General features: G+C 66.0%; 21 protein-coding genes. 5 read left to right on the top strand and 16 right to left on the bottom strand.

The annotated features are described in order from the left end of the window. Positions 1 to 18 precede the first annotated feature (18 nt). The 3 genes from LTH93_RS09705 to LTH93_RS09695 are packed head-to-tail and all read left to right on the top strand — an operon-like array spanning position 19 to position 3,341. Positions 19 to 1,074 (top strand): substrate-binding domain-containing protein, encoded by a 1,056-nt coding sequence (locus LTH93_RS09705; RefSeq protein ID WP_241465636.1) that lies wholly within the window; start codon positions 19 to 21, stop codon positions 1,072 to 1,074. Positions 1,075 to 1,083: 9 nt separating this feature from the next. Further along, positions 1,084 to 2,334: a Gfo/Idh/MocA family protein gene (locus LTH93_RS09700; protein ID WP_241470831.1), complete on the top strand. Its 1,251-nt coding sequence runs from the start codon at positions 1,084 to 1,086 to the stop codon at positions 2,332 to 2,334. A 5-nt stretch (positions 2,335 to 2,339) separates the two neighbouring features. Next, entirely contained in the window at positions 2,340 to 3,341 is a 1,002-nt protein-coding gene (locus LTH93_RS09695; RefSeq protein WP_241470830.1) for a sugar phosphate isomerase/epimerase family protein, read from the top strand. A 126-nt stretch (positions 3,342 to 3,467) separates the two neighbouring features. Here LTH93_RS09695 and LTH93_RS13330 read toward each other — a convergent pair whose 3' ends face one another. From LTH93_RS13330 to LTH93_RS09640, 10 genes are all read right to left on the bottom strand, one after another. Then, a complete protein-coding gene (locus tag LTH93_RS13330) occupies positions 3,468 to 4,964 on the bottom strand; it encodes an ice-binding family protein (protein WP_342357804.1) in 1,497 nt (498 codons plus the stop codon). A 353-nt stretch (positions 4,965 to 5,317) separates the two neighbouring features. Then, a complete protein-coding gene (locus tag LTH93_RS09680; protein WP_241470829.1) occupies positions 5,318 to 5,947 on the bottom strand; it encodes a prepilin peptidase in 630 nt (209 codons plus the stop codon). Positions 5,948 to 5,961: 14 nt separating this feature from the next. Next, positions 5,962 to 6,861, bottom strand: coding sequence for a type II secretion system F family protein (locus LTH93_RS09675; RefSeq protein ID WP_241470828.1), 900 nt, complete (start codon positions 6,859 to 6,861; stop codon positions 5,962 to 5,964). A gap of 5 nt (positions 6,862 to 6,866) precedes the next feature. Continuing rightward, entirely contained in the window at positions 6,867 to 7,820 is a 954-nt protein-coding gene (locus LTH93_RS09670) for a type II secretion system F family protein (protein WP_241470827.1), read from the bottom strand. Then, positions 7,817 to 9,304: a CpaF family protein gene (locus tag LTH93_RS09665; RefSeq protein ID WP_241470826.1), complete on the bottom strand. Its 1,488-nt coding sequence runs from the start codon at positions 9,302 to 9,304 to the stop codon at positions 7,817 to 7,819. Before LTH93_RS09665 ends, LTH93_RS09670 begins: the two co-directional genes overlap by 4 nt. Further along, entirely contained in the window at positions 9,301 to 10,488 is a 1,188-nt protein-coding gene (locus tag LTH93_RS09660; RefSeq protein ID WP_241470825.1) for an AAA family ATPase, read from the bottom strand. Before LTH93_RS09660 ends, LTH93_RS09665 begins: the two co-directional genes overlap by 4 nt. Beyond that, positions 10,485 to 11,201 carry a Flp pilus assembly protein CpaB gene (cpaB, locus tag LTH93_RS09655; protein WP_241470824.1) on the bottom strand — a complete coding sequence of 239 codons (717 nt, stop codon included), beginning with the start codon at positions 11,199 to 11,201 and terminating at the stop codon, positions 10,485 to 10,487. The genes LTH93_RS09660 and cpaB overlap by 4 nt, the downstream gene beginning before the upstream one ends. 7 nt (positions 11,202 to 11,208) lie before the next feature. After that, the gene (locus LTH93_RS09650) at positions 11,209 to 12,222 is read right to left on the bottom strand and encodes a TadE/TadG family type IV pilus assembly protein (RefSeq protein WP_241470823.1); all 1,014 of its coding nucleotides are present in this window, start codon (positions 12,220 to 12,222) and stop codon (positions 11,209 to 11,211) included. Further along, positions 12,210 to 12,614 carry a TadE/TadG family type IV pilus assembly protein gene (locus LTH93_RS09645; RefSeq protein WP_241470822.1) on the bottom strand — a complete coding sequence of 135 codons (405 nt, stop codon included), beginning with the start codon at positions 12,612 to 12,614 and terminating at the stop codon, positions 12,210 to 12,212. The genes LTH93_RS09650 and LTH93_RS09645 overlap by 13 nt, the downstream gene beginning before the upstream one ends. 109 nt (positions 12,615 to 12,723) lie before the next feature. Further along, entirely contained in the window at positions 12,724 to 12,939 is a 216-nt protein-coding gene (locus LTH93_RS09640) for a Flp family type IVb pilin (protein ID WP_241470821.1), read from the bottom strand. A gap of 370 nt (positions 12,940 to 13,309) precedes the next feature. On the opposite strand from LTH93_RS09640, the gene LTH93_RS09635 reads away from it, so the two are divergent. Beyond that, complete coding sequence (locus LTH93_RS09635; RefSeq protein WP_241470820.1) at positions 13,310 to 13,909, top strand: TetR/AcrR family transcriptional regulator; 600 nt, start codon at positions 13,310 to 13,312, stop codon at positions 13,907 to 13,909. Positions 13,910 to 14,083: 174 nt separating this feature from the next. Here LTH93_RS09635 and LTH93_RS09630 read toward each other — a convergent pair whose 3' ends face one another. From LTH93_RS09630 to LTH93_RS09605, 6 genes are all read right to left on the bottom strand, one after another. Then, complete coding sequence (locus tag LTH93_RS09630; protein WP_241470819.1) at positions 14,084 to 14,617, bottom strand: YceI family protein; 534 nt, start codon at positions 14,615 to 14,617, stop codon at positions 14,084 to 14,086. A gap of 123 nt (positions 14,618 to 14,740) precedes the next feature. Beyond that, positions 14,741 to 15,745 carry a LacI family DNA-binding transcriptional regulator gene (locus LTH93_RS09625; protein WP_241465650.1) on the bottom strand — a complete coding sequence of 335 codons (1,005 nt, stop codon included), beginning with the start codon at positions 15,743 to 15,745 and terminating at the stop codon, positions 14,741 to 14,743. Positions 15,746 to 15,791: 46 nt separating this feature from the next. Further along, positions 15,792 to 17,237 carry a GH1 family beta-glucosidase gene (locus tag LTH93_RS09620; RefSeq protein WP_241470818.1) on the bottom strand — a complete coding sequence of 482 codons (1,446 nt, stop codon included), beginning with the start codon at positions 17,235 to 17,237 and terminating at the stop codon, positions 15,792 to 15,794. Next, positions 17,234 to 18,211, bottom strand: coding sequence for a carbohydrate ABC transporter permease (locus LTH93_RS09615; protein ID WP_241470817.1), 978 nt, complete (start codon positions 18,209 to 18,211; stop codon positions 17,234 to 17,236). Before LTH93_RS09615 ends, LTH93_RS09620 begins: the two co-directional genes overlap by 4 nt. Continuing rightward, the gene (locus LTH93_RS09610; RefSeq protein ID WP_241470816.1) at positions 18,208 to 19,212 is read right to left on the bottom strand and encodes a carbohydrate ABC transporter permease; all 1,005 of its coding nucleotides are present in this window, start codon (positions 19,210 to 19,212) and stop codon (positions 18,208 to 18,210) included. The genes LTH93_RS09615 and LTH93_RS09610 overlap by 4 nt, the downstream gene beginning before the upstream one ends. 2 nt (positions 19,213 to 19,214) lie before the next feature. Continuing rightward, positions 19,215 to 20,585 (bottom strand): ABC transporter substrate-binding protein, encoded by a 1,371-nt coding sequence (locus LTH93_RS09605; RefSeq protein WP_241470815.1) that lies wholly within the window; start codon positions 20,583 to 20,585, stop codon positions 19,215 to 19,217. A 259-nt stretch (positions 20,586 to 20,844) separates the two neighbouring features. Between LTH93_RS09605 and LTH93_RS09600 the strand changes: the two genes are divergently transcribed. Next, on the top strand, positions 20,845 to 21,636 hold the full coding sequence (locus LTH93_RS09600; RefSeq protein ID WP_241470814.1) for an FhaA domain-containing protein: 792 nt from the start codon (positions 20,845 to 20,847) through the stop codon (positions 21,634 to 21,636).

Raw genomic sequence — 21,636 nt, 5'->3', positions numbered from 1 at the left:
CTTCCATCAGGAGGAATCATGTCTCGCACCCCACGCCGGTACCTCTCGGCCGCTGCGCTCATCTCAGCCACCCTGCTCGTCAGCGGCTGCCTCTCCAACGACCCGGTGGAGGCGGAGTCCGGCGACGACGACGCCGCGGCCGCCGCCGCTGAACCTGCGGGCGACAACGCCGAGCCCGGTGAAGACGTCGTCATCGGGTTCTCCGGCCCTGCCGCCGGACACGGCTGGATCGGCGCCATCACCGAAGGCGCCCAGTCCCAGGGGGAAGAGTTCGAAGACGTCGAGCTGCGCGTCTCCGAGGGCACCGATGACGTCAACCAGCAGATCAGCCAGATCGAGCAGTTCATCAATGACGGCGTGGACGCGATCGTGGTCCTGCCCTTCGACGGCGCCGCGCTGACCGAGGTGGCCACCGAAGCGATGGAGGCGGGGATCCCCGTGGTCAACGTCGACCGCGAATTCTCCAGCCCCTTCGCCGCGCGCACCACGATCCTCGGGGACAACTACGGCATGGGCGTCTCCGCCGGAGAGTACATCTGTGAACAGCTCGGCGATCAGGAGGATGCGGTGGTCGCTGAGATCGCCGGCATCGACTCGCTCCCACTGACTCAGGACCGCAGCGAAGGGTTCGAACAGGCCCTCAGTGACTGCGGGCTCGAGGTCGACAACCGGGTCGCCGCGGACTTCACCGTCGCCGGCGGCGAGAGCGCCACCGCGAACCTGCTCCAGGCCGCACCCGAGATCGATGCGATCTGGAACCACGACGACGATCAGGGCGTCGGCGTCCTGGCCGCCATCGAGAACGCCGGGCGCGACGAGTTCTTCATGGTCGGCGGCGCAGGCTCCGCGAACATGATGCGCGAGATCGAGTCCGGGGACTCCGTGGTCGAGGCGACGGTCATCTATCCCGCCACCCAGGCCGCCGACGGCGTCCGGCTGGCTCGGCTGCTCGCCCAGGGCCGGGCCCTGGGCGACCTGGTGCAGATCGAGGTCCCTCGCGAGATCCAGCTCTACGCACCCGTGGTCACCGCCGAGAACGTGGACCAGTACCTGCCCTACGCCTTCGAATCCTGAGCGGCAGCGATGGCAGAGCTGGAGAAGCCACGACTGGGCGTGGCCATGATCGGGCACGCCTTCATGGGCCGGGTCCACTCCCAGGCCTGGAGGTCCGCCTCACGGTTCTTCGACCTTCCGATGGAGCCGCGGATGCGGGTGCTCGTCGGCCGGGATGCACAGCGGAGCAAGCAGGCTGCGCAGCGGCTGGGCTGGGTCGAGTCCGCCACCGACTGGCGGCGGGTGCTCGAGCGCAAGGATGTGGATCTGATCGACATCTGCACCCCGGGTGACACCCACGCGGAGATCGCCGCGGCGGCGCTGGAGGCCGGCAAGCACGTGCTGGTGGAGAAGCCGATGGCCAACTCGGTGGCGGAGGCAGAGCGGATGAACGACGCCGCCCACCGAGCGCGAGCCCAGGGCATCCATGCGATGGTCGGTTTCACCTACCGCCGGGTGCCGGCGCTGAAGCTGGCCCAGGAGCTGATCGCCGAGGGCCGGATCGGTGAGGTGCGCCAGGTGCGGGCCCAATATCTGCAGGACTGGCTCGGCGATGAGACCGCGCCGCTGTCCTGGAGGTTGGACAAGGCCCGCGCGGGGTCCGGGGCGTTGGGCGACATCGGCGCCCACATCGTGGACCTGACCTGTTTCCTCACCGGTCAGCGTTTCGCCGGGGTCTCCGGGATGCTCGACACCATAGTCGCGGAACGCCCGGTCGCCGCTGCGGCCGCCGTCGCCGCAGGTGGGATCGGCGGTGGCAGCGGTGGTCTCGGTGGCGGGCCGGGAGCCTCCGCCGAAGCGTCTGGCACGGCCGCGAGGGGCCCGGTCACGGTGGACGACGCCGCCCTGGTCACCGCTCGGCTGAGCTCGGGCGCCCCGGTGATCCTGGAGGCCTCCCGGTTCGCCTGGGGTCGGAAGAATGCGCTGCGCATCGAGGTTTCCGGGTCTCGCGGGGCGGTCAGCTTCGACTTCGAGGACATGAACGTCCTTCACTACTACGATGCGACGCAACCGGCGCGGACCGCAGGGTTCACCCGGATTATGGCCACCGAACCGGAGCACCCTTATCTCGAAGCCTGGTGGCCGGCCGGCCACGGGCTGGGCTATGAGCATGGATTCACCCACCAGGTGGTGGATCTGGTGCGCGGGATCGCTGCCGGGAAGGATCCGCGGCCCTCATTCGAGGATGGCCTCCACGTGCAGCGGGTGCTGGAGGCGGTGGAGCGCTCCAGCGGGGCCGCGCATCAATGGACCGAGATCCACGATCACGAACGGAGATGAAGACCATGGCACGACCAGTCACGCTGTTCACCGGACAATGGGCGGACCTGCCCTTCGAGGAGGTCGCCCGGCTCGCGGGTGAATGGGGCTACGACGGCCTGGAGATCGCCTGCTGGGGTGATCACCTCGACCCACGGCGGGCCGCAGAAGACGATGCCTACGTGAAGGATCGCCTTGACATCCTGGAGAAGAACGGGCTGAAGGTCTACACGATCGCCAATCACCTCCGGGGACAGGCGGTCTGCGACGACCCGATCGACGCCCGGCACCGTGACATCCTTCCGGATCACATCTGGGGCGACGGCGACCCCGAGGGGGTGCGGCAGCGGGCGGCCGAGGAGATGAAGTACACGGCGCGGGCCGCGGCCCGGCTGGGGGTCAACACGGTGACCGGCTTCACCGGGTCCGCGAGCTGGAAGTATGTGGCGATGTTCCCTCCGGTCTCCGCGGAGCTGGTCGAGGCCGGCTACCAGGACTTCGCTGACCGGTGGAACCCGATCCTCGACGTCTTCGACGAGGTGGGGGTCCGCTTCGCCCATGAGGTGCATCCTTCGGAGATCGCCTATGACTATTGGACGACCCAGCGCGCACTGGAGGCGATCGGGCACCGGCAGGCGTTCGGCCTGAACTGGGATCCCTCCCATATGGTCTGGCAGGACATCGATTCGGTGGCGTTCCTCTGGGATTACCAGGACCGGATCTATCACGTGCACTGCAAGGACACGAAGAAGCGGCTGAACGGGCGCAATGGCCGGCTGTCCTCGCATCTCGCCTGGGCTGATCCGCGGCGCGGCTGGGACTTCATCTCCACCGGCCGCGGCGATGTGCCCTGGGAGGACGCCTTCCGGATGCTCAACGCGATCGGATACACCGGCCCGCTGTCGGTGGAGTGGGAGGACGCCGGGATGGACCGGCTGATCGGAGCACCCCAGGCCCTGGAGTTCGTGCGGGCCAATGCGTTCGAACCCTCGGATGCCGCGTTCGATGCGGCGTTCTCCTCCTCCTGAGGCGGGGCTGGCGCGTCAGCCCAGGACATGACAAAGGGCCCGATCTGACACCTGGTGATTGCACCCACCAGGTGTCAGGCTCGGGCCCTTCGGCTGTCTGGACCTTGGATCAGGCCCAGGATCGAACTAGTCGCTCGAGGTCGAGCGCTGCCGCCTGATGATCAGCAGTGTGGCGCCTCCGAGGATGAGCAGCACGCTCAGCCCGACGAGCACGCTGGTCAGCGCCCCGATGCCGGTAGAGGGCAGATCCGAGGAATCGGATGCCGCCTCGGCTGAGTCGTCGTCCGTGTCAGCCGCCGATGCGTCTGCCTCAATGGTCGCGTCGTCTGAGTCTGACAGGGCAGCGGATTCTGTCGCGTCATCGTCCGTTGTGTCAGATGCGGTTGGGGAATCCGATCCACTCGGGGCATCGGATTCCACAGGTGATGCCGAAGCTTCCTGGCTCTCCGTGTTCGTAGGCCCGGCCGAATCGGTGGGCTCATCGGTCGGAACCGGAGCCTCAGTGGGTTCCTCGGTTGAGACCGCAACCTCAGTCGGCTCGTCCGTCGCGGCTGGAACATCTGTGCGCTCCTCGGTCGGGACCGCAACCTCGGTCGGCTCCTCAGCAGGAACCGGCACCTCAATGGGTTCGTCCGTGGGGACTGGGACCGCGGTCGGCTCCTCCGTCGGGACCGAAGTCTCCGTGGGCTCCTCGGAAGGAACTGGAGTCTCCGTCGTGGCTGGCGTCTCGGTGGGCTCCTCGGTAGGAACTGGAGTCTCGGTCGGTTCTCCCGTCGACTCCACGGCGCAGCTGGTGGTGGTGAAAGTGTTGGAGTCCAGGGTCACGGCGCCGTTGCGAGCGAGGGCCCGGCCCTGCACGGTGGCGCCCGTCGTAGCGCTGATCGAGGTGAGCGCCAAGATGGAACCCACGAAGGTGGATCCGGTTCCCAGGGTCGCTGAGCTCCCGACCTGCCAGTAGACGTTGCAGGCTTGTGCACCGTTGATCAGTGAGACATTGCTGGACGTTGCGGTGATCAGGCTCGACGCCACCTGGAAGATGAACACCGAATTCGGATCCCCCTGGCCGTCAAGCGTCAGCGTGCCGGTGAGTTCGATGGCCCCGGTGGAATTGTAGACACCGTCAACGAGGGTCTGCCCGCCGAGATCGCCGGCGATGCTCGCAGTCGGAGCGCGCCCGGCCACGTCGTTATAGGCAGTCACGAGATCCGATTGAGCCTGAAGGGCCTCTGCATCGCCCGCGTGAGTCGTTCCGCCGACCAGCCCCGGGGGGAAGCCCGTGATGGCGTTGCCCGGGCTGACTCCCAGGTCCCCGCTCAGGATGGTCGGGCCCGTATTCGTGACGGTCTGGCCACCAAGCACCGAATAGGACCCGGCAGTGCCAAGCACTACAGGAGTGGTGGCGGCAGAGGCAGCGGACGAGAACGACAGAGCCACCGCCATAACAACAAAAGTGACGAGCAGGGCGCTCAGCCCAACTCTCAACCGCGTACTGAAATCGGGCCGCTGGACTGCTGGCGCAGATCGAGCCGAGCTGGTCGTATTATTCATTTTTCCCCCCGGAATGGAATGCAATTGGTGCCGATCGAACCTAGTCGTTCGCACAAGTTCCAACAGATTTTTCACCCATGTAGATCTGGGCGATCTGGGTCACTTGTCGCTGAGATTACGGCGCAGTCTGAAGATCCACAAGTCCAATTTCATCGCCATGCCTCGCAAGATTCACCAGGCGCGTTCTGAGGTGCAGTGATGGTGGCAAATGCTATTTTTAGCCGGCCTAGTAAGTACTACGTAATTCATCAGTAGAAAATACCGAGTGAGTATCACCAGGTTCTCTGCCTTGCATGACGATGCAGAAAACACAAATCCGCGGAGGCGGAAAACGGCGCGAGCACTGCCTGGAGGCGACCGAAGACGCTGTCATCGGTGAAGAATTCTCGTTCGCCTGTGCCCTAAGAACGTTTCTCTGCCCGTTCGAGTTACGGCAGCAGCGCCACGGCGCAGACTGCGCCGAGGGCCATCGACGGGCCGAAGGGAATCTGCGTGTCCCGGCCTCCATTTCGGCTGACCAAAACCACCAGCGCGATGACCCCATTGATGGTGAATCCCAGTACCGTGCCAGCGGCCACGTGGGACCACCCGAACCAGCCCAGGAATCCGCCGACCAGAAAAGCGAACTTCACGTCACCGAGACCCAGCCCGGTCGGCGCGATCAGCGCCAGCAGCAAGTACCCGGCGAGGAGCACCACGGCCGCCAGCAGACTCCGACCGAACGTGGACCATTCATCCGCGGTAGCTGCCGCCACCGCAAGTGGCACCAGCAGTGCCACAGCGGTACATGCCACCAAGACATCGGGCAGCCGACGCACCATCAGGTCGGTCACCACCAGCAGCGCGCAACCGACTCCGACCGCCGCGAAGGCCACCAGCTCCGCGGCACTGTCCGCGACGCCCGCGGCACCGAATCCGGCCAGCGCTGCAAGCACCGCAACAGGCACACGCAGAAGACTCCCCACCCGCTCGGAATCGTCCTCGAGGAACGGACGCAGGGCCGGGGTGAGCAGCCCACCCAGCACTGCGGCCAGCAACGCGGTCAGAAGAGGGATCATGACGGGTTCACTCATCACATGCCGCTGAAGGATTCGACGATGTTGATCGCGGCCGGTCCCATGACCACGATGAAGATGACCGGGAGGATGAAGAGCATCAACGGAGCAAGCACCTTCACCGGAATCTTCTGGGCCTTCTCCTCAGCGCGCTGGCGTCGCTTCAGCCGCATCTCATCCGCCTGGGTCCGCAGGACGCTCGCGATGGAGACTCCGTAGGCATCCGCCTGGATCACGGCACGGACGAACCGGCGCAGGTCCACGACGGTGGTGCGCACGGTCAATGCCTCAAAGGCCTGCCTGCGCGAGTTGCCCATCTGGATGTCCTGAAGGGTGCGGACCAGCTCGTTCGCCAGCGGACCTTTGCCGTTCTGCGCGGCGCGCGCCATGGCGGAGTCGAATCCCAGTCCGGCCTCGACCGCGATGGTCATCTGGTCCAGGGTGTCGGCGAGTTCCAGCTCGATCTGCTGGTTACGTTTGGTCCCCTCGCTGTTGAGCAGCAGCTCCGGCAGGAAGTACCCGACCATCGACACGCCTAGAGTCATCAGCACCAGGAGTGGCGGGGGCCCAGACAAAAGGGTCAATGCGCTGACCACCCCTGCGGCCAGGAGCCAGAGGAGCTTGAGCGTGAGCAGCTTCTCCACCGTCCAAGCGGCGGGACGGCCGGCGAGGGTGTGCTGTCGGTCCAGGGTCTTCACGATGACCTCGGGCGTCACCCTCCTGGCCAGCGACGAGAGTGAGAAGCTGCTTTCGTTCGGTCCCGGGCCGTTTGGGGCCGCCACCAGGGTGACTCCGGTGCGCCGCAGGTTCTCGCGGACTTGGCGTCGCGTCGGATCCACCGCCGTCCAGATGAGCCAGACCGCCATTCCCACGGCGAGCGCGGCACACGCGGTGGCAAGCGCGACGGACGTGGTCATGGCGTTCAAAACTTGATCTCCACAACCTTGCGCAGCCAGAGCCCGCCAAGGGTGAGCATGACCACGCCGAGGATCATCAGTCCATAGCCGAGCGCACTCTCGGTGAAGGGGGCGAGATACCCGGGATTGCTCATCAGCAGGAAACCGGCGAGGCCGAACGGGAGCACCATCAGGATCAGTGCCGAGAGTCGGCCCTCGGCGCTGAGGGTAGCCACTTGACGCTTGATGTCGTTGCGCTGTCGGATGGTGTTGGCCACGCCGTCGAGCACCTCGGCGAGGTTTCCGCCGACCTCCCGGTTGATCGCGATCGCCTGGGTGATCCAGGAGAAGTCCTCGCTGGCCATGCGCGCGGCGGTCATGTCCAGAGCGACGCCGAGGTCTCGTCCCACCCGGGTCTCGTTGACGATGCGCACGAACTCATCGGAGGTGGGGCTCTCTGCCTCCTTCGCGACTGAGGAGAGTGCTTGCGGCAGGCTGTGCCCGGCGCGCAGATTCGAGGCCATCAGCTGCAGCGAGTCATCGAGCTGGTCGGCGAACTGCTTCTGCCGCTTGGAGATCCGCAGCCCGAGCAGGATCTTCGCTCCCAACGGCACCGCGGCGGCGAACAGGAACGCAGCCAGCGCGCCGCTGAGCACCAGGCCCAGGGCGAAACCGACCACCGAGCCCACGATGACCAGAAAGACGAAGTCCTGGGGTCGCAGCTTTACCGCGGCGAGCTCCAGCGTCGAGGCGCCCACCGGGGTTCCCCGGCGGTGGATGAGCCGCTCCACCAGCGCCGTAGCGGTTCCCGCGCCGCGCTCCAAGGCGCTGGGCATGGGCACGTGGCCAGGTTGGCGGCGCTCTACCGGCACGCGCACCGGGCCCGGCGAGACCATCAGGTAACTGATGATGCCCACTGCGATCGCGCCGGCGAGCACTCCGATTGTCGGCAGAAGGTTCTCGAGAATGATCTCCATCATGGTCCGGGCCTGGCCTCTGGCCGGGAGAAGACGCCCGGGGAGACGGTGATGCCCAGGTCAGCGAAGCGTTCCGTGAATCGTGGGCGGATGCCGGTGGAGATGGGTTTGCCGAGGAACTTCCCGCCGTCGTCGACTCCGGCGGAGTAGTCGAAGAGAAAGACGTCCTGGAGGGTGACGGTCTGGCCTTCCATGCCGTGGACCTCGGTGACCGCGGTGACCCGCCGGGTGCCGTCGCGAAGACGGGTGAGCTGCACGATCAGGTCCACCGCTGAGGCGATCTGTTCCCTGATGGCGCGCAGCGGAAGGTCCATTCCTGCCATCAGGACCAGTGTCTCCAGCCGGGCGATCGCATCGCGGGGTGAGTTGGCGTGGACGGTGGACAGGGAGCCGTCGTGGCCGGTGTTCATGGCCTGGAGCATGTCGAGGCTCTCTCCACCGCGGACCTCGCCGACCACGATCCGGTCCGGTCGCATGCGCAGCGAGTTGCGCACCAGGTCGCGGATGCTGACCTCGCCCTTGCCCTCCACATTGGGAGGCCGAGATTCCAGCCGGACCACGTGGTCCTGCTGGAGCTGGAGCTCGACCGCATCTTCGATGGTGACGATCCGTTCGCCGTCGGGGATGAAGGAGGAGAGCACGTTGAGCAGGGTGGTCTTGCCGGAGCCGGTGCCGCCGGAGACGATGATGTTGAGCTTGGCCGCGACACAGGCGTCCAGGAGTTCTGCCATCTCCGGGCTGAGCGTGCCGAAGCGGACCAGGTCATGGACCTTGAAGGGGTCCTTGCTGAACTTTCTGATGGTCAGCGAGGACCCGTTGAAGGCCAGCGGTGGGATCACGGCATTGACGCGGGAGCCGTCCAGAAGTCGGGCGTCGACCATCGGGGCGGACTCATCGATCCGGCGTCCGATGCGGGAGACGATGCGTTCGATGACCAGTCGCAGATGTTCCTCGGAGGCGAATCGGCTGGCCGCGCGCTGCAGCTGGCCGGACTTCTCGATGTAGATCATGTCCGGTCCGTTGACCATCACCTCGGTGACGGTCTCGTCATCGAGCAGCCGCTGCAGCGGACCATAGCCGAGCACGTCGTCCTGGACCTCGGCGGTGAGCCGTTTGCGCTCCTCGGTGCTGAGCGGGATGGCGGATTTCTCGATGACGGCGTTCAGTTCGGCACGCACCAGAGCATGGAGCTGGCGCTCATCCAGGGAGGGGTCGTTGAGCCGGGCACCGATGCGTTGGAACAGCGTCGCGGCGGCGGTGTCCTTCAACCGACGGAGGGCGTCGTCGGGCTCATCCGACCGCGCCGCCACGGGTGGTCGCTCACGGGCACTGGCGGCGGTCCGGCGCGTGACGGGGCGCGCAGGCGTGTCCGTTGATGCGTCGAGGAGGGGAGGGGGGCCACCCGCGTCCAGCGCTGCCGGTGCTGCCTCGGCTTTCGGTGGCGGGGACCCCGCCTGCGCGGCCTTCAGCCGTTCGGAGAGGCTCATGACTTCTTCCCCTTCGTGCGCAGCCGGCCCCGCCGGTCGAGCTGGACTCCCGCAGGGAGCAGCCTGTTCGCCAGCGTCGCCAGCGATCTGACCAGCGGATCGCGCGTCTGGGACTGCATGAGCGGCACGCCGACGTTGATCGAAGCAGGTGCACCTTTGGACCTGGGGATCGCGGTCCCAACCGGGACCCCGAGGGTCTGTACCACGTCGCTCAGCGCGACGCCGTCCGCGGCGTCGGCGTGGTTCACCACCACGTGATACCGCTCGGTGAACATCTGTAGCACCGAGAGCGTGTCGACGATCTTGCGCAGTCCGCTGAGCGCGGGCACGCTGAGCGTAGTGAGCAGCAGCGGATCGGTGGTGTGATCCAGCGCCCCCAGCGTGTGATCCGCTAGACCTGGGGAGGTGTCGACCACCACGTACGGGAACTCCTGGGTCAGCACCTGCAGGAGCTGACTGATCTGGGCGCTGGTGATGCCGTCGGCGGCGGCCGGATCTGCCGGCGCCGGCAACACGTAGAGCCCGGTCTCGTGCAGGGTCAGCCGGGTCTTCAGTGCGATGGTGTCTCCGCTTGCCACGCTCTGCAGCGCGTCGGGCAGGAAATGCTCCGGGGAGAGGTTCAGCGCCGTGGCCACATCGCCGAACTGCAGGTCCAGGTCCACGATCACTGTCGAGTTCGGGACGGCCTGAGCCAGCGCGACCGCGAGGTTGGTCATCACTGTCGTCTTGCCCACGCCTCCCTTGGAGGCCACGACGGTGATCACCCGGCCGGTGGGACCCTGAGATTCGGTGGTGGCGTGCCGGGCAGCGAGGGCGTCGGCCTGTTCTTTGGCAGCGGCGAGGGCTCGACTCACCTGTTCCAGGTCGGCACCGGGGGCGAGCAGGTCGGTGACTCCTGCACGCATGGCCCGCAGGCCGAGGGCCTCGGGCTGATCGGTGATCAGCAGCACCACGGTGTCCGGATGTTCGGTGTGGAATCGAGCTGCCAATGCGAGGCAGAGATCGGGGTCGCGCCGGGAGTCCATCACCAGTACACCGGGAACGGAGCCGCCCTTGAGCCTTCCGAGCAGATCTGCCGGGTTCTCCGAATACGGCACCGGGAGGGACAGGTACCCGCCCCCGGCGGCCTGCGCGTAGGCGGGTTCGAGGTCGGAGTCAGCGACGGCCACCGCGATGCGGATCATCGCAGCACGTCCTGGACTTCAATGGAATCGGAGTCATCTTCGGGCCCATCCTCAGGCTCCAGCGAGAGCCAGACTCCGTGGAACTCCGCAGCGTGAGCCACCAGCGTGGCATCGCTGGCCTCCACGGCGAGGGTCACCATGAGGGTCTCGGCGGCGGGGGTGGTGGTCTCGGTACCGTCCTCCTCGATCGTCTCGGTGACTCCGCCGTCCACCCGCGTGACGAGGACTTTCTGCAGAGTCAATTGCGTCTCTTGGGGATCGGAGGCACTCACGAAGAACCCGACAGTGTCCCCGGGATTCAGCTGTCCCCCGACGACCCGAGTGGCGGGAAGCTGGACGGTGATCTCGTGGAACCCTGAAGGGATCTCCACGTCTCTCGCCCCTTCCAGATCTTGAGGGGAGGCGAAGCGCCCGGCCATCAGCTGCTCTCCCGGGTACAAGGGCGCGATCGTGACCTGACCTGCCACCTCCTCGAGGGACTCGATGCCAGCGGGGACGACGGCGGCGGAGGGCACCTCATCGGTGCCGACGAACTCCCCCATCTCTTCCACGGGGGTCCCCTCAGGAACAGCTTCAGTCACCACCAAGACGGTTTCGGGGGACATGTCCGCCATCGCACGATCGTCGGCCTGGTTGACGTAGCTGATCACCAACACGGCTGCCAGGGCAGCAAGGACGACGGCGGCAAGGGCGGCAAGGACGCGACGGGACATGTGAGCCTTACTCGGTCAGGGCGACGACGGCGGCGCCGAGGCGCGGACCGCTGGGGCTGTAGTCGAAATCTTCGGTCAGGTCCACGAAACGGTCGAAGCTTCCACGGATGCACCGTTCATTGCCTCCACAGGGTGCTGGAGACGGATGACCGTACTGGCCGGCAAAGTAATACCCGGACAGTGTGAACGCCGCATACCCATAGATCAGATATTCTCCGTTGTTCCCTGTGCCGGTGGTTCGGTCAAATATCGGAAGCAGCACCGTCTTCCCGATCCACTTGCGAAACTCAGCGTCGTTGCAGATAGAGGGAACGTTGTTGCCGGTATCTGAACCAACCCATCCGTTGATGATGGATTCCGTCTTGCCACAGCTCTCCGCGCTAGGCGACAGCCAGCCGAACCCACCGGGCAGGGCATTGCCGGACGGACCGGTGCAGCTGGTGTCAGAGGACTTAGTGAAATTGATTGTGCGGTCTGGGGTCGATTCGGGAATGTCCACCCCAATCACTGCGCCAGAAGAGGGATCGCGCTGTACGGTGATTCCCGCCTGAGCCGTGAGAGCGCACCAGGAAAACGTCAACGGGAGAACTGCGGTGCCGCCGGTGGGATATCCCCAGCGGGCAGCAGATTGTGCCTGCAGCGGGGTCGAGTTGATCCCGATGATCGGGGCGAACCAATGGTCCCGGACGGTGCTGGTCTGCACCCTCACTTCCCCGGCGGTCTCGTCCAGGGCGTGAACTTCACCGAGAGCGCCGGCGGCATTGAGATTGGCAGCGGCCATGCTCTGCGCAGTGGCGCCAGTGGTGCTACAGTCATCGCGCGCGCAGTCCTGGGCGATCGCGAGAGCTCCGGAGTCGGCGCCGGTCTGCAACTGCTGACGGTCCGCGTGCATTGCTGCGACATCGATGGCCAGCGCGGCCAGAATCATGATTGGCACCATCATCAGCGCGACGATGACGGCCGACGCCCCGCGGTCATCGTTGTTCTTTCGCCACTTGAACAAGGTCTTCAGCCGTTGCATCGCATGGTCCCCTTGCCGGTGAGAGTCACCGATCCGACGCCGCCGAGCAGCTGCATCGGGTAGCTGATAGTCACCGTGGCGGTACCGGGGCCTGAGGTGCCGGCTGCCTCACATGTGGCGGGGGTGATGTTGATCTGCCCCGCGGAGACGTTCGCCGAGGGGGCTGCCGAGGCGATGACGGTGTCGCGGGCGGCAGTTCGCGGATCCGCGCCGCCGGAGGTGTCCTGCAATGCCATGACCCGGACCCCGTCACGCGCCGCGTTCGATAGGGCGGATTGAACGTGAAACGCGTGACCGAAGGCGATGATGCCTAGCAGCATGAACACAAGAATCGGAGCGACGATGGCGAATTCCACCGCCGAGGCACCGCGATCATTCGCTCGTGCTCTCACGTCTCGATCCTTCCACGCAGCCGGAGGTACAACAGTTCCTGGAACCGAAGCTGCCGGTGAAGCCCTCTCAAGGGCTCCACCGGCAATCAGATATGGGAAGCGAGCTTCATCACGGAGTGGTGGTTTTAGTGAGCTCGGTGTTTACCTTGCCGAAGAGACCGTCGAGCGTGTTGCCCAGCAGGATGACAGCGGCAATGATCACCACAGCGATCAGCCCTACGAGGAGCCCGTACTCCACGGCGGTGGCGCCGCGGTCCTTGCGGCCTTCGAAGCGGTCAGTCATGAAGGACTGGAGGGTGGCGACCAGCGCGTATGCACGATTCATGGCGGATTCCTTTTGATCAAAGTGGAAGCCCAGAAAAGGTTCTGGGGACTTTGGCTCCCGCCCCCGTTCAGGAATCAGGTGCCGCCTTGATCATTACAGCGTTTTGCGGTTAACGCAAGCTTCTTCTTGTGCGACTTTGCAGTTTGTGCATGCTTATAAGTGCGGCAGTCGAACATGTGGAAACAAATTGTGGATGCCCTCACCCCAGAATTGCCGGACAACAGATATCGCCGCGTTGAGCGCCATGCAGTTTCGGTCGGACAGTTCTCAAGAACTTTGCCCTTCATGCAAAGAATCTCAATCAGCAGACCTGCGGTAATATTGAACAATGGATGAAGAACGGCTGGGCCTACGCGAGCTGAAGAAGCAGATGACCAGAGAAGCAATCGCTGGGGCCGCATTGAAGCTGACCTTGGCCAAAGGGCTCAACGATGTCACCATCGATGAGATCGCGCGCGAAGCCTTCGTCTCCCCGCGCACGGTCTCGAACTACTTCCCCTCCAAAGAGGAAGCCGTGCTCGCAGCCGGCAGCATCGGCGCGGAGCAGGTCCTGGATGAATGCGGAGGCGAGCAGTCTGACGAGCCACCATTGAAGGTGCTCTGCGAGCAGCTCAGTGAGTACGCCCGCGAGCATCCCGAGCAGCTGCGGAGGGCCTCTCAGCTCGCACAGCTGGAGGAGAAGAATCCCTCACTGCGCCCCTTCCGCGTCACCCAGCAGGTGGAGCTGGTGGAGCTTCTGAGCGCGCGCATCGCCGTGCACTCCGGCACCGATGTCAGCACGGACCTCTATCCCTCGCTCGCCGCCTCAGGTGCGGTCTCGGCGATGGTCACCTCGCTGGCCCTCTGGTCGCAGAACAACCTGCCGGATGAGGAGCTCCCGGCGCTCATCCAGGACGCCTTCAACATCCTCACCGCCGGCTATCCGCACCCGCCCGTTGTGGCCACCACGACTCAGACCGCGGCCGCCTGAGCGCCGCGGCTCCCCGCACGCGCACGAACAGGACGCACTTGCACGATCCTGTATACAAAAAGGGCCCGGCCCCGCACCGATGGAGATCAACCCCACCGGCACGGAACCGGGCCTCTCTCAGCAGAGGGCCTGAGCCCTCATCGCCGATGCGCTGAGCATCGGCTCAGAATCGAATCACTGAGCCAGGACGAAGGCTGCCTCAAGGTCGATCGAGACCTTGTCGCCGACCAGCACGCCGCCGGCTTCCAGGGCTGCGTTCCAGGTCAGGCCGAACTCCTTGCGGGAGATCACGGTGTTGGCCGAGAAGCCCGCACGTGTCATGCCGAAGGGATCCACCGCCTGACCGCCGAACTCGACCTCGAAGGTCACCGGCTTGGTGACGCCGCGGATGGTCAGGTCGCCGGAGATCTCGAACTCTTCACCGTTTGCGGCGATGTTGTTCGCCACGAAGGTCAGCTCGGGGTGGGCCTCGGAGTTCAGGAAGTCCTCGCCGCGGACGTGGGCGTCGCGGTCGGGGCTCTTGGAGTTGAAGGACACGGCCTTGACGTGCGCGTCAACAGTCGCCTCATCACCCTCGGAGACGACGAGGGTGGCCTCGGCCTCTTCGAAGATGGCCCTCACCTTGGAGATGCCGGCGTGGCGCACGGTCATGCCGATCTCGGAGTGCGAAGAATCAAGGTTCCAGGTGCCGGGGGTCAGATGTGCCATGAATGGGACTCCTCTTAGGGTTGCGGCCCCGCGCCGAACGCGCAGAACCACCGTGGTTGGTCAATGGGGACAACAGCAGTCTGCCTCATTTTATTTCAAAACTGAAGCAAGTTCACCTGAGTGTCATCCCGATGTCCGTTTGACCATGGCGGTCTGCAGCACCACAGGGTCCACGTTCTCCCCCTGCATCAGCTGAAGCAGCAGGTCCACTGCACGCCCGGCGAGCTCCCCCACCGGGTTGATCACGGTGGTCAGCGGCGGGCGGGTCAGCTGTGCGGCGTGGGTGTCATCGAATCCCACCACTGCGATCTGCTCCGGCACGGCGATTCCTCGAGACTGGACCTCATGCATGGCGGCCACCGCCATCAGATCCGAGGCCACGAAGACGGCGTCGAGGTCCGGAGCGCGCTCGAGCAGCCGCTCCATCGCCACCGCACCCGAGGCGGAGGTGAAGTCGCCGAACTCGACCAGGCCGGAGTCCAGGCCCGCGCGCTGCAGCGCCTCGGTCCACCCGGTCAGTCGATCCGACCCGGCTGCCATGTCCTGCGGACCGGCGATGGTGGCCAGCCGACGTCGTCCCTGACTGATCAGGTGGTCTGCCGCGAGCGCCGCACCCGAGCGGTTGTCCACATCCACCCAGGGGATGCCGACATCTCCGGCGTAGGGCCGGCCGACGTAGACCGCGGGCAGCTTGGTCTCGTGGAGCACATCGGAGAGGTCATCGTCGCGGTGGTGCGAGACGATGATCGCGCCGTCGGTGTAGCCGCCGCGCAGATATCGCTCGATCTTCTGCCGTCCCCCGGGCTGGCCCATGGCCAGCAGCACCTGCACCGGGGAATCCGCCAGCCGCTGGGTGATCGAGGCGAGCATCGAGGCGAAGAACGGATCCGCGAAGACCCGGTCCTCGGCCTCAGGCACGACGACGGCGATCGAGTCGACCTCCTGGTTCACCAGCGAGCGCGCGGCCCGGTTCGGGCGGTAGCCGAGCTCGGTCACCGCCGCCTCCACTGCGATCCGGGACTGCGCGCGGACCCGTGGATCCAGGTTCACCGCCCGGGAGGCGGTGGCGCGGGAAACACCTGCCCTGGCTGCCACATCCTCCAGGGTCGGCAGTCGCCGAGCAGGCATCGGTCCCCCTTCGTCGGATGTGGTCACCACGGCGTCGTTGCTTCTCTCAGTCCACCACACCTGTTGCCGCGACCTGTGCGTACCAGTTCGCGGAGGCCTTCGGAGTGCGCGTGAGCGTATCGTAATCCACCCGTACGATCCCGAAGCGCCGGTCATAGCCGAAGGCCCATTCGAAGTTGTCCAACAGCGACCATACGAAGTATCCCCGCACATCCGCACCGGCCTCCCTAGCCTGATGCACGGCATGGAGGTGTTCTCGGATATAGCTGAGCCGCTGATGGTCCTGGACGAAGCCCGCGGCGTCGGGCGCATCCGGGTAGGCCGCGCCGTTCTCGGTGACATAGAGCGCCACTCCGGCGGGACCGGTGTATTCGCGGTGCAGCCGAAGCAGCAGATCATGCAGTCCCTGAGGGAAGACCTCCCATCCCATCGCGGTGGCCGGCAGTCCCCTCGGCACCGCCGAGACGTGTTCGGAACCCACGTTCGGGTTCGGCTCCCCCGTCGCCCGCGCCGTGGCCGCCGCCTGCGCGGCGCGTTCGGGCTCTACACCGGTGAGCAGCTCCCCGGTGTAGAAGTTGACCCCCAGCACGTCGATGGGCGTCGAGATGATCTCCAGGTCTCCCGGCTGGACCAGCCCCTCGCGCCAGAGCCCTGCCTGGTCGGCAAGCACATCCTCCGGGTAGGCCCCGTCGAAGATCGCCCCAGCGAAGAAGCGGTTGAAGCTGCCATCGAGCCGGCGTGCGGCATCCACATCTCCCGGTGACTCTGGATCCGCCGGCCGGTAGTCGGTGAAGTTCAGCGTCAGCCCCAGCTCCAGCTGCGGATCACGACGACGCAGCCGCCTCACCGCGAGCCCGTGTCCGAGCAGCAGGTGATGCGCCGCGGCCAGAGCGTCCTCCGGGGAGGTCCGCCCCGGCGCGTGGTGCCCGTTGGCGTAGCCCAGGAAGGCCGAACACCACGGCTCGTTCAGGGTGGTCCAGTGTCGGACCCGATCGCCCAGCGCCTCGTGCAGCACCACCGCGTAGTCAGCAAAGAGCTCAGCGGTCCGGCGGTTGGTCCACCCGCCCTGATCCTCCAGCGCCTGGGGCAGATCCCAGTGGTACTGCGTGAGCCAGGGCAGGATCCCGGCGGCGAGCAGCTCATCGACGAGATCCGAGTAGAACCTGAGTCCCTCCGGGTTGACGGTCACCCCGTCAGGCATCACCCGGGACCAGCTGACCGAGAACCGGTAGACCTTGAGGTTCAGCCGCTTCATCAGCGCCACGTCGTCACGGAAGCGGTGGAAGTGGTCGCAGGCGACGTCCCCGGTGTCCCCGGCGTGGACCTTCCCCGGGGTGTGGGCGAAGGTGTCCCACACCGAGGGGGCGCGGCCGCCTTCTGCGGCAGCACCTTCGACCTGGTAGGCCGCGGTGGCGGAGCCGAAGAGGAAGTCGGCGGGGAAGGCCACGGTGCGCGGTGCGCTGGTTGCCTGGGTGGTGAGGGAAGAACTCATTGCTTGACGGCTCCTTGCATGATTCCGGATACGAGCTGACGGCCCGTGAAGATGAACAGGATGAGCAGCGGGATGGTGGCCATGGTGGCCCCGGCCAGCACCAGCGAGTAGTCCACGAAGTGCGCCGCCTGCAGCTGCTGCAGCGCCACGGGCAGGGTGGGATTCTGCGGGCCCAGCACGATGAACGGCCAGAAGAAGTTCGTCCAGTTCAGGACGAAGGTGAAGAGGAACAGCATCGCCGCCGCCGGCTTCGCGGCCGGCAGGGCCACGTGCCAGAAGGTGCGGATCATGGAACACCCGTCCACGGTGGCGGCCTCGATGAGCTCATCGGGGATCGCCTGCCGCAGGTACTGGGTCATCCAGAACACTCCGAAGGCGGTGACCAGGCCCGGCACGATGACGGCCTGCAGCTCCCCGATCCAGCCCAGCCGCGCCATCACCTGGTAGAGCGGAACGACGCCGAGCTGGGTGGGGATCGCCATGGTGGCGATCACGAAGACCAGCAGCGGCGCGGCACCCTTGAAGCGCAGCTTCGCGAAGGCGTAGCCGGCCAGGGTGGAGAAGAACACCACCGAGACCGCAGTGACGGTGGAGACGATGATCGAGTTCATCGTCGCCCGCCAGAAGGGCACGGTGTTGATCACCGAGGCGGCGTTGTCCAGGAAGTTTCCGCCCGGGAGCAGCGGGAAGGAGTCCCGGGAGAGGATCGTCGAGTCGTGGCTGCCGATCAGGTAGGACCACCACAGCGGGAACATGCTGCCCAGGATCACCGCCGCCAGGCACCCGTAGACGAGCCAGCCCGGTCCGCGGCCCGGACCGCCGGAGCCTCCGCGTCGGCGGCGGCGTCCCTTAGGTCGGGATCCTGCCCCGGATCCGGACCCGCGGCGGCCGAAGGGGTCGTCGTCGTTCTTGGGCGCTGTCGCGGGTCCCGTGCGCGGGATGATCGGCAGCGGCCTCTCTTCGAGCGCGCTCATCGCTTGACCTCCGAGCTTGAGATGCGGCGGGTGATGACGAAGTTGACCAGCCCGATGGCCACGATCAGCAGGAACAGCAGCACCGCCACCGCGGAGGCGAGCCCGAAGTCGGACCGGGTCCAGCCCAGTTCGTAGAGGTACAAAGTCATGGTCTGCCACTGGCCGTCGGCGCCGCCGCGGCCGTACTGGTCGAACATCCGCGGCTCGTCGAAGATCTGAAGCCCGCCGATGGTCGAGGTGATGATCACGAAGATGATGGTCGGGCGCAGGTTCGGGATGGTCACCGAGATGAACTGACGGACCTTCCCCGCACCGTCGATCGCGGCCGCCTCATAGAGGTCTCGCGGGACAGCCTGCATGGCGGCCAGGAAGATCAGTGCGTTGTACCCGGTCCAGCGGAAGTTCACCATGGTGGCGATGGCCAGGTGGCTGGGCAGCACGCCCGAATGCCAGCCGACGGCGTCGATGCCCACGGTCTCGAGCATCGAGTTCACCAGCCCGAACCGGTCACCGAAGAGGTTGGAGAAGATCAGCGCCACGGCCACCGGAGTGACCACATAGGGCACCAGCACGCCCATCCGCCAGAAGGTTCTGGCGCGCAGGTTGTAGTCGAGCAGGTAGGCGATCAGGATTGCCGCCACCACCTGCGGGGCCGAGGAGAGGATGAAGATCGAGAGCGTGTTGCGCAGCGAGATCCAGAAGGCCCGCTGACCCAGCACGTGCGCGAAGTTGTCCGTGCCGACGAATTCGCCCTGGCCCATGATCAGGTCCCAGTCGTGGGCGGCGACCCAGATGGTGTAGACCAGCGGGAACAGCCCGACCACGGCGAAGAGCAGGAAGAAGGGACTGATGTAGAGGTAGGGCGAATACCGGCGGTCCCAGGCCGAGGCCCGGTGCCGGAAGCTGATGCGCGGCTTCCGGCGACCGGTCCCGGTCCGGCCCGCCGGACCGCCGCTACGGGATCCCGTGGCGGCGGCCTCGGCCCTTGAAGGTGCGGTCATGATCAGCGCAGGGCTTCCATGTCGTTGACGAACTTCTGCCAGGAGGACTCCGGATCGTCGGAGCCGTCGACGTCGACCCGGTTGATCGCGTCCTGGATCGCCACATTGATGGTCAGGTACTCGGTGCCCTTCAGCGGCTGGGTCTCCACAGCCTCGGCGCGTTCGGCCAGGATCTCGCCGGTGGGAGCGTCGTTGAAGAACTCATTGGTGGCTGAGAGCAGCTCCTCGGACTCCAGCGCCTCCCCGGTGGATGGGAACGCGTTGACAACCTCGAAGGCCTTCAGCTGCTGCTCCGGAGCGGTGAGCCAGGCTGCCAGCTCCTTGGCCGCCTCGACGTTGTCTCCCTGCGACGGCACGGTCAGATATGAGCCGCCCCAGTTGGCGCCGCCGCCCGGGAAGGTGTTGGCAATGTCCCAGCCCTCGACCTCCGCGGCGTTGCCCTCGATGATGCCCAGCATCCAGCCCGGGCACATCATGGTGGCGAAGGTCTCCTCGCGCTGGAAGGCGTCAGACCAGTCGCCGCTCCACTGGGTCAGACCCGCCGAGAGCTCGTCCTGAACCGAGGCCTCGAGCAGCTGGTCGTAGAGGTCCTTCACCTCGGGATTCGTATCGGCGATGACCTCGCCCTCCGCATCCTGGAAGGGCACCTCGACCTGGTTGATCATGCCCTGCCAGACGTTGTCGGAACCGGAGTACCAGGCGGAGTCGGACTCAGCCACGAACTCCCGGCCGGCCGCGAAGTAGTCCTCCCAGGTGTCTCCGAGGAAGTCGGCCACCTCTTCACGGTCGGTGGGCAGCCCGGCCTCCTCGAACAGGTCCGCCCGGTAACAGACGGCCTGCGGACCGCTGTCGGTGCCGTAGCCGATGAGGCTGCCGTCCTCGAGCAGAGCATCCTCGTACTTCCAATCGAGCCACCGGCCCTCGACCTCGGGATCCGAGAGGTCCTCGAAGCGGTCCGGGTACTGCTTGAACTCGGCGAGCCAGTCCACCTCCAGGGGCTCGATGTCCGAGGCGCCCTGCCCGGCGCCGAGGCTGTTGCGCAGCGAATCACGGGCGTTCTCTGCGGTGTCGATCTTGTTGTGCTCGATGGTGACGTTCTCGTTGAGCTCCTCGTACTCGGTGAAGAGCTCCTCATAGCCGAACTCGTTGAAGGTGGTCACGCTCAAGCTGACGTCCTCCCCCTCGCCCGCGCCGCCGTCGTCGTCGCCGCCGGCGGCACCTCCGCAGGCGGTCAGGGCGAGCGCCAGGCCGGAGGTGAGCGCGATGCCCCGCAGCACATGGGCGCGGCGATGCGCGCCTCGGGCCGAGCCTGGCCGACGCCCCGGGTGGGCGGCTGCGGAGGTGTTTTCCCCCGCGTGATCAGTAGTCCTCATCACAGAAATCTCCTTCGATATGAGGTGCGAGCGAGTCCCCAAGCCGTCTTGTGAGAGCGCTCTCACGGTGAGAAGAAAGTAGCACCCTTGGTAAGACTGTGGCAAGGGTCACAGCCCCGTCCCGCCATTGAGGCCCTGCGGGAGGAGCCACTGGGCGGCACGGTGCAGGGGTGAGACAGTAGACTCTGGACTTATTGCCCAGTTCAGCACGCAGCCGTTTCAAGGCTGGGCACACATTCATCAGTAGAAGGAGGTGCCGGTGGGACTGCTAGACAAGCTTGAACACGGCATCGAAAAGGCCGTCCGCGGTGCCTTCTCAGGACGAGGAGGGAGTCTCGGACCCGTGGAGATCGCCACCGCCGTACGCCGCCACATGGACCGAGAGTCCAAGACCATCGCCGAGGGCCAGCACCTGGCACCGAACCTGTACAAGGTCCGGCTCGCCGGTGAGGATTTCAGCGAGGCCAAGAAATATGGCGTCGCCCTGGCCGAGGAGCTCTGCGAGGAGATCCTGCGCCACGCCGAATCCCAGGGGTACACCCTGCTGGGCCCGGTGAAGGCGACCTTCGTGAAGAACACCGAGCTCAAGCGCGGTCAGCTCAGCATCGAGTCGCGCACCGACAAGGACCCGCTGGCCAGCCCCGTCGCGCCCCAGCAGTCCTCCCCGGCAGCCGGCCCCAGCGCCGCCGCCCCGCTTCCGGCCACGATGTCCCAGCCCACGGTCACCCCTCCGCCCGCGCCGACACCAGCCCCTGCCCCGCAGCCCACGGCGAGCCTGGAGTATGAGGAGCAGACCTACCCGCTGCGTCCGGACTCCACCGTGATCGGGCGCTCCACCTCGGCCGATGTCACCGTTCCCGACACCGGGGTCTCGCGCAAGCACCTGGAGCTCTTCCGCTCCGGCGGCGCGTGGTACGCCCGTGACCTGGGCTCCACCAACGGCTCCTATGTGGACGGTGAGCAGCTCACCGGTGACACGCCCAAGGTGCAGCTCATCGACGGCGCCCTGATCTCGCTCGGCAACGCGCGCATGCGCTTCCGCCAGAGCTGA

This window comes from Nesterenkonia sp. DZ6 (assembly GCF_022565835.1).
Taxonomy (GTDB): Bacteria; Actinomycetota; Actinomycetes; order Actinomycetales; family Micrococcaceae; genus Nesterenkonia.
Note: the sequence above shows the minus strand (reverse complement) of the source record. Positions and strands in the feature narration are given on the sequence as shown.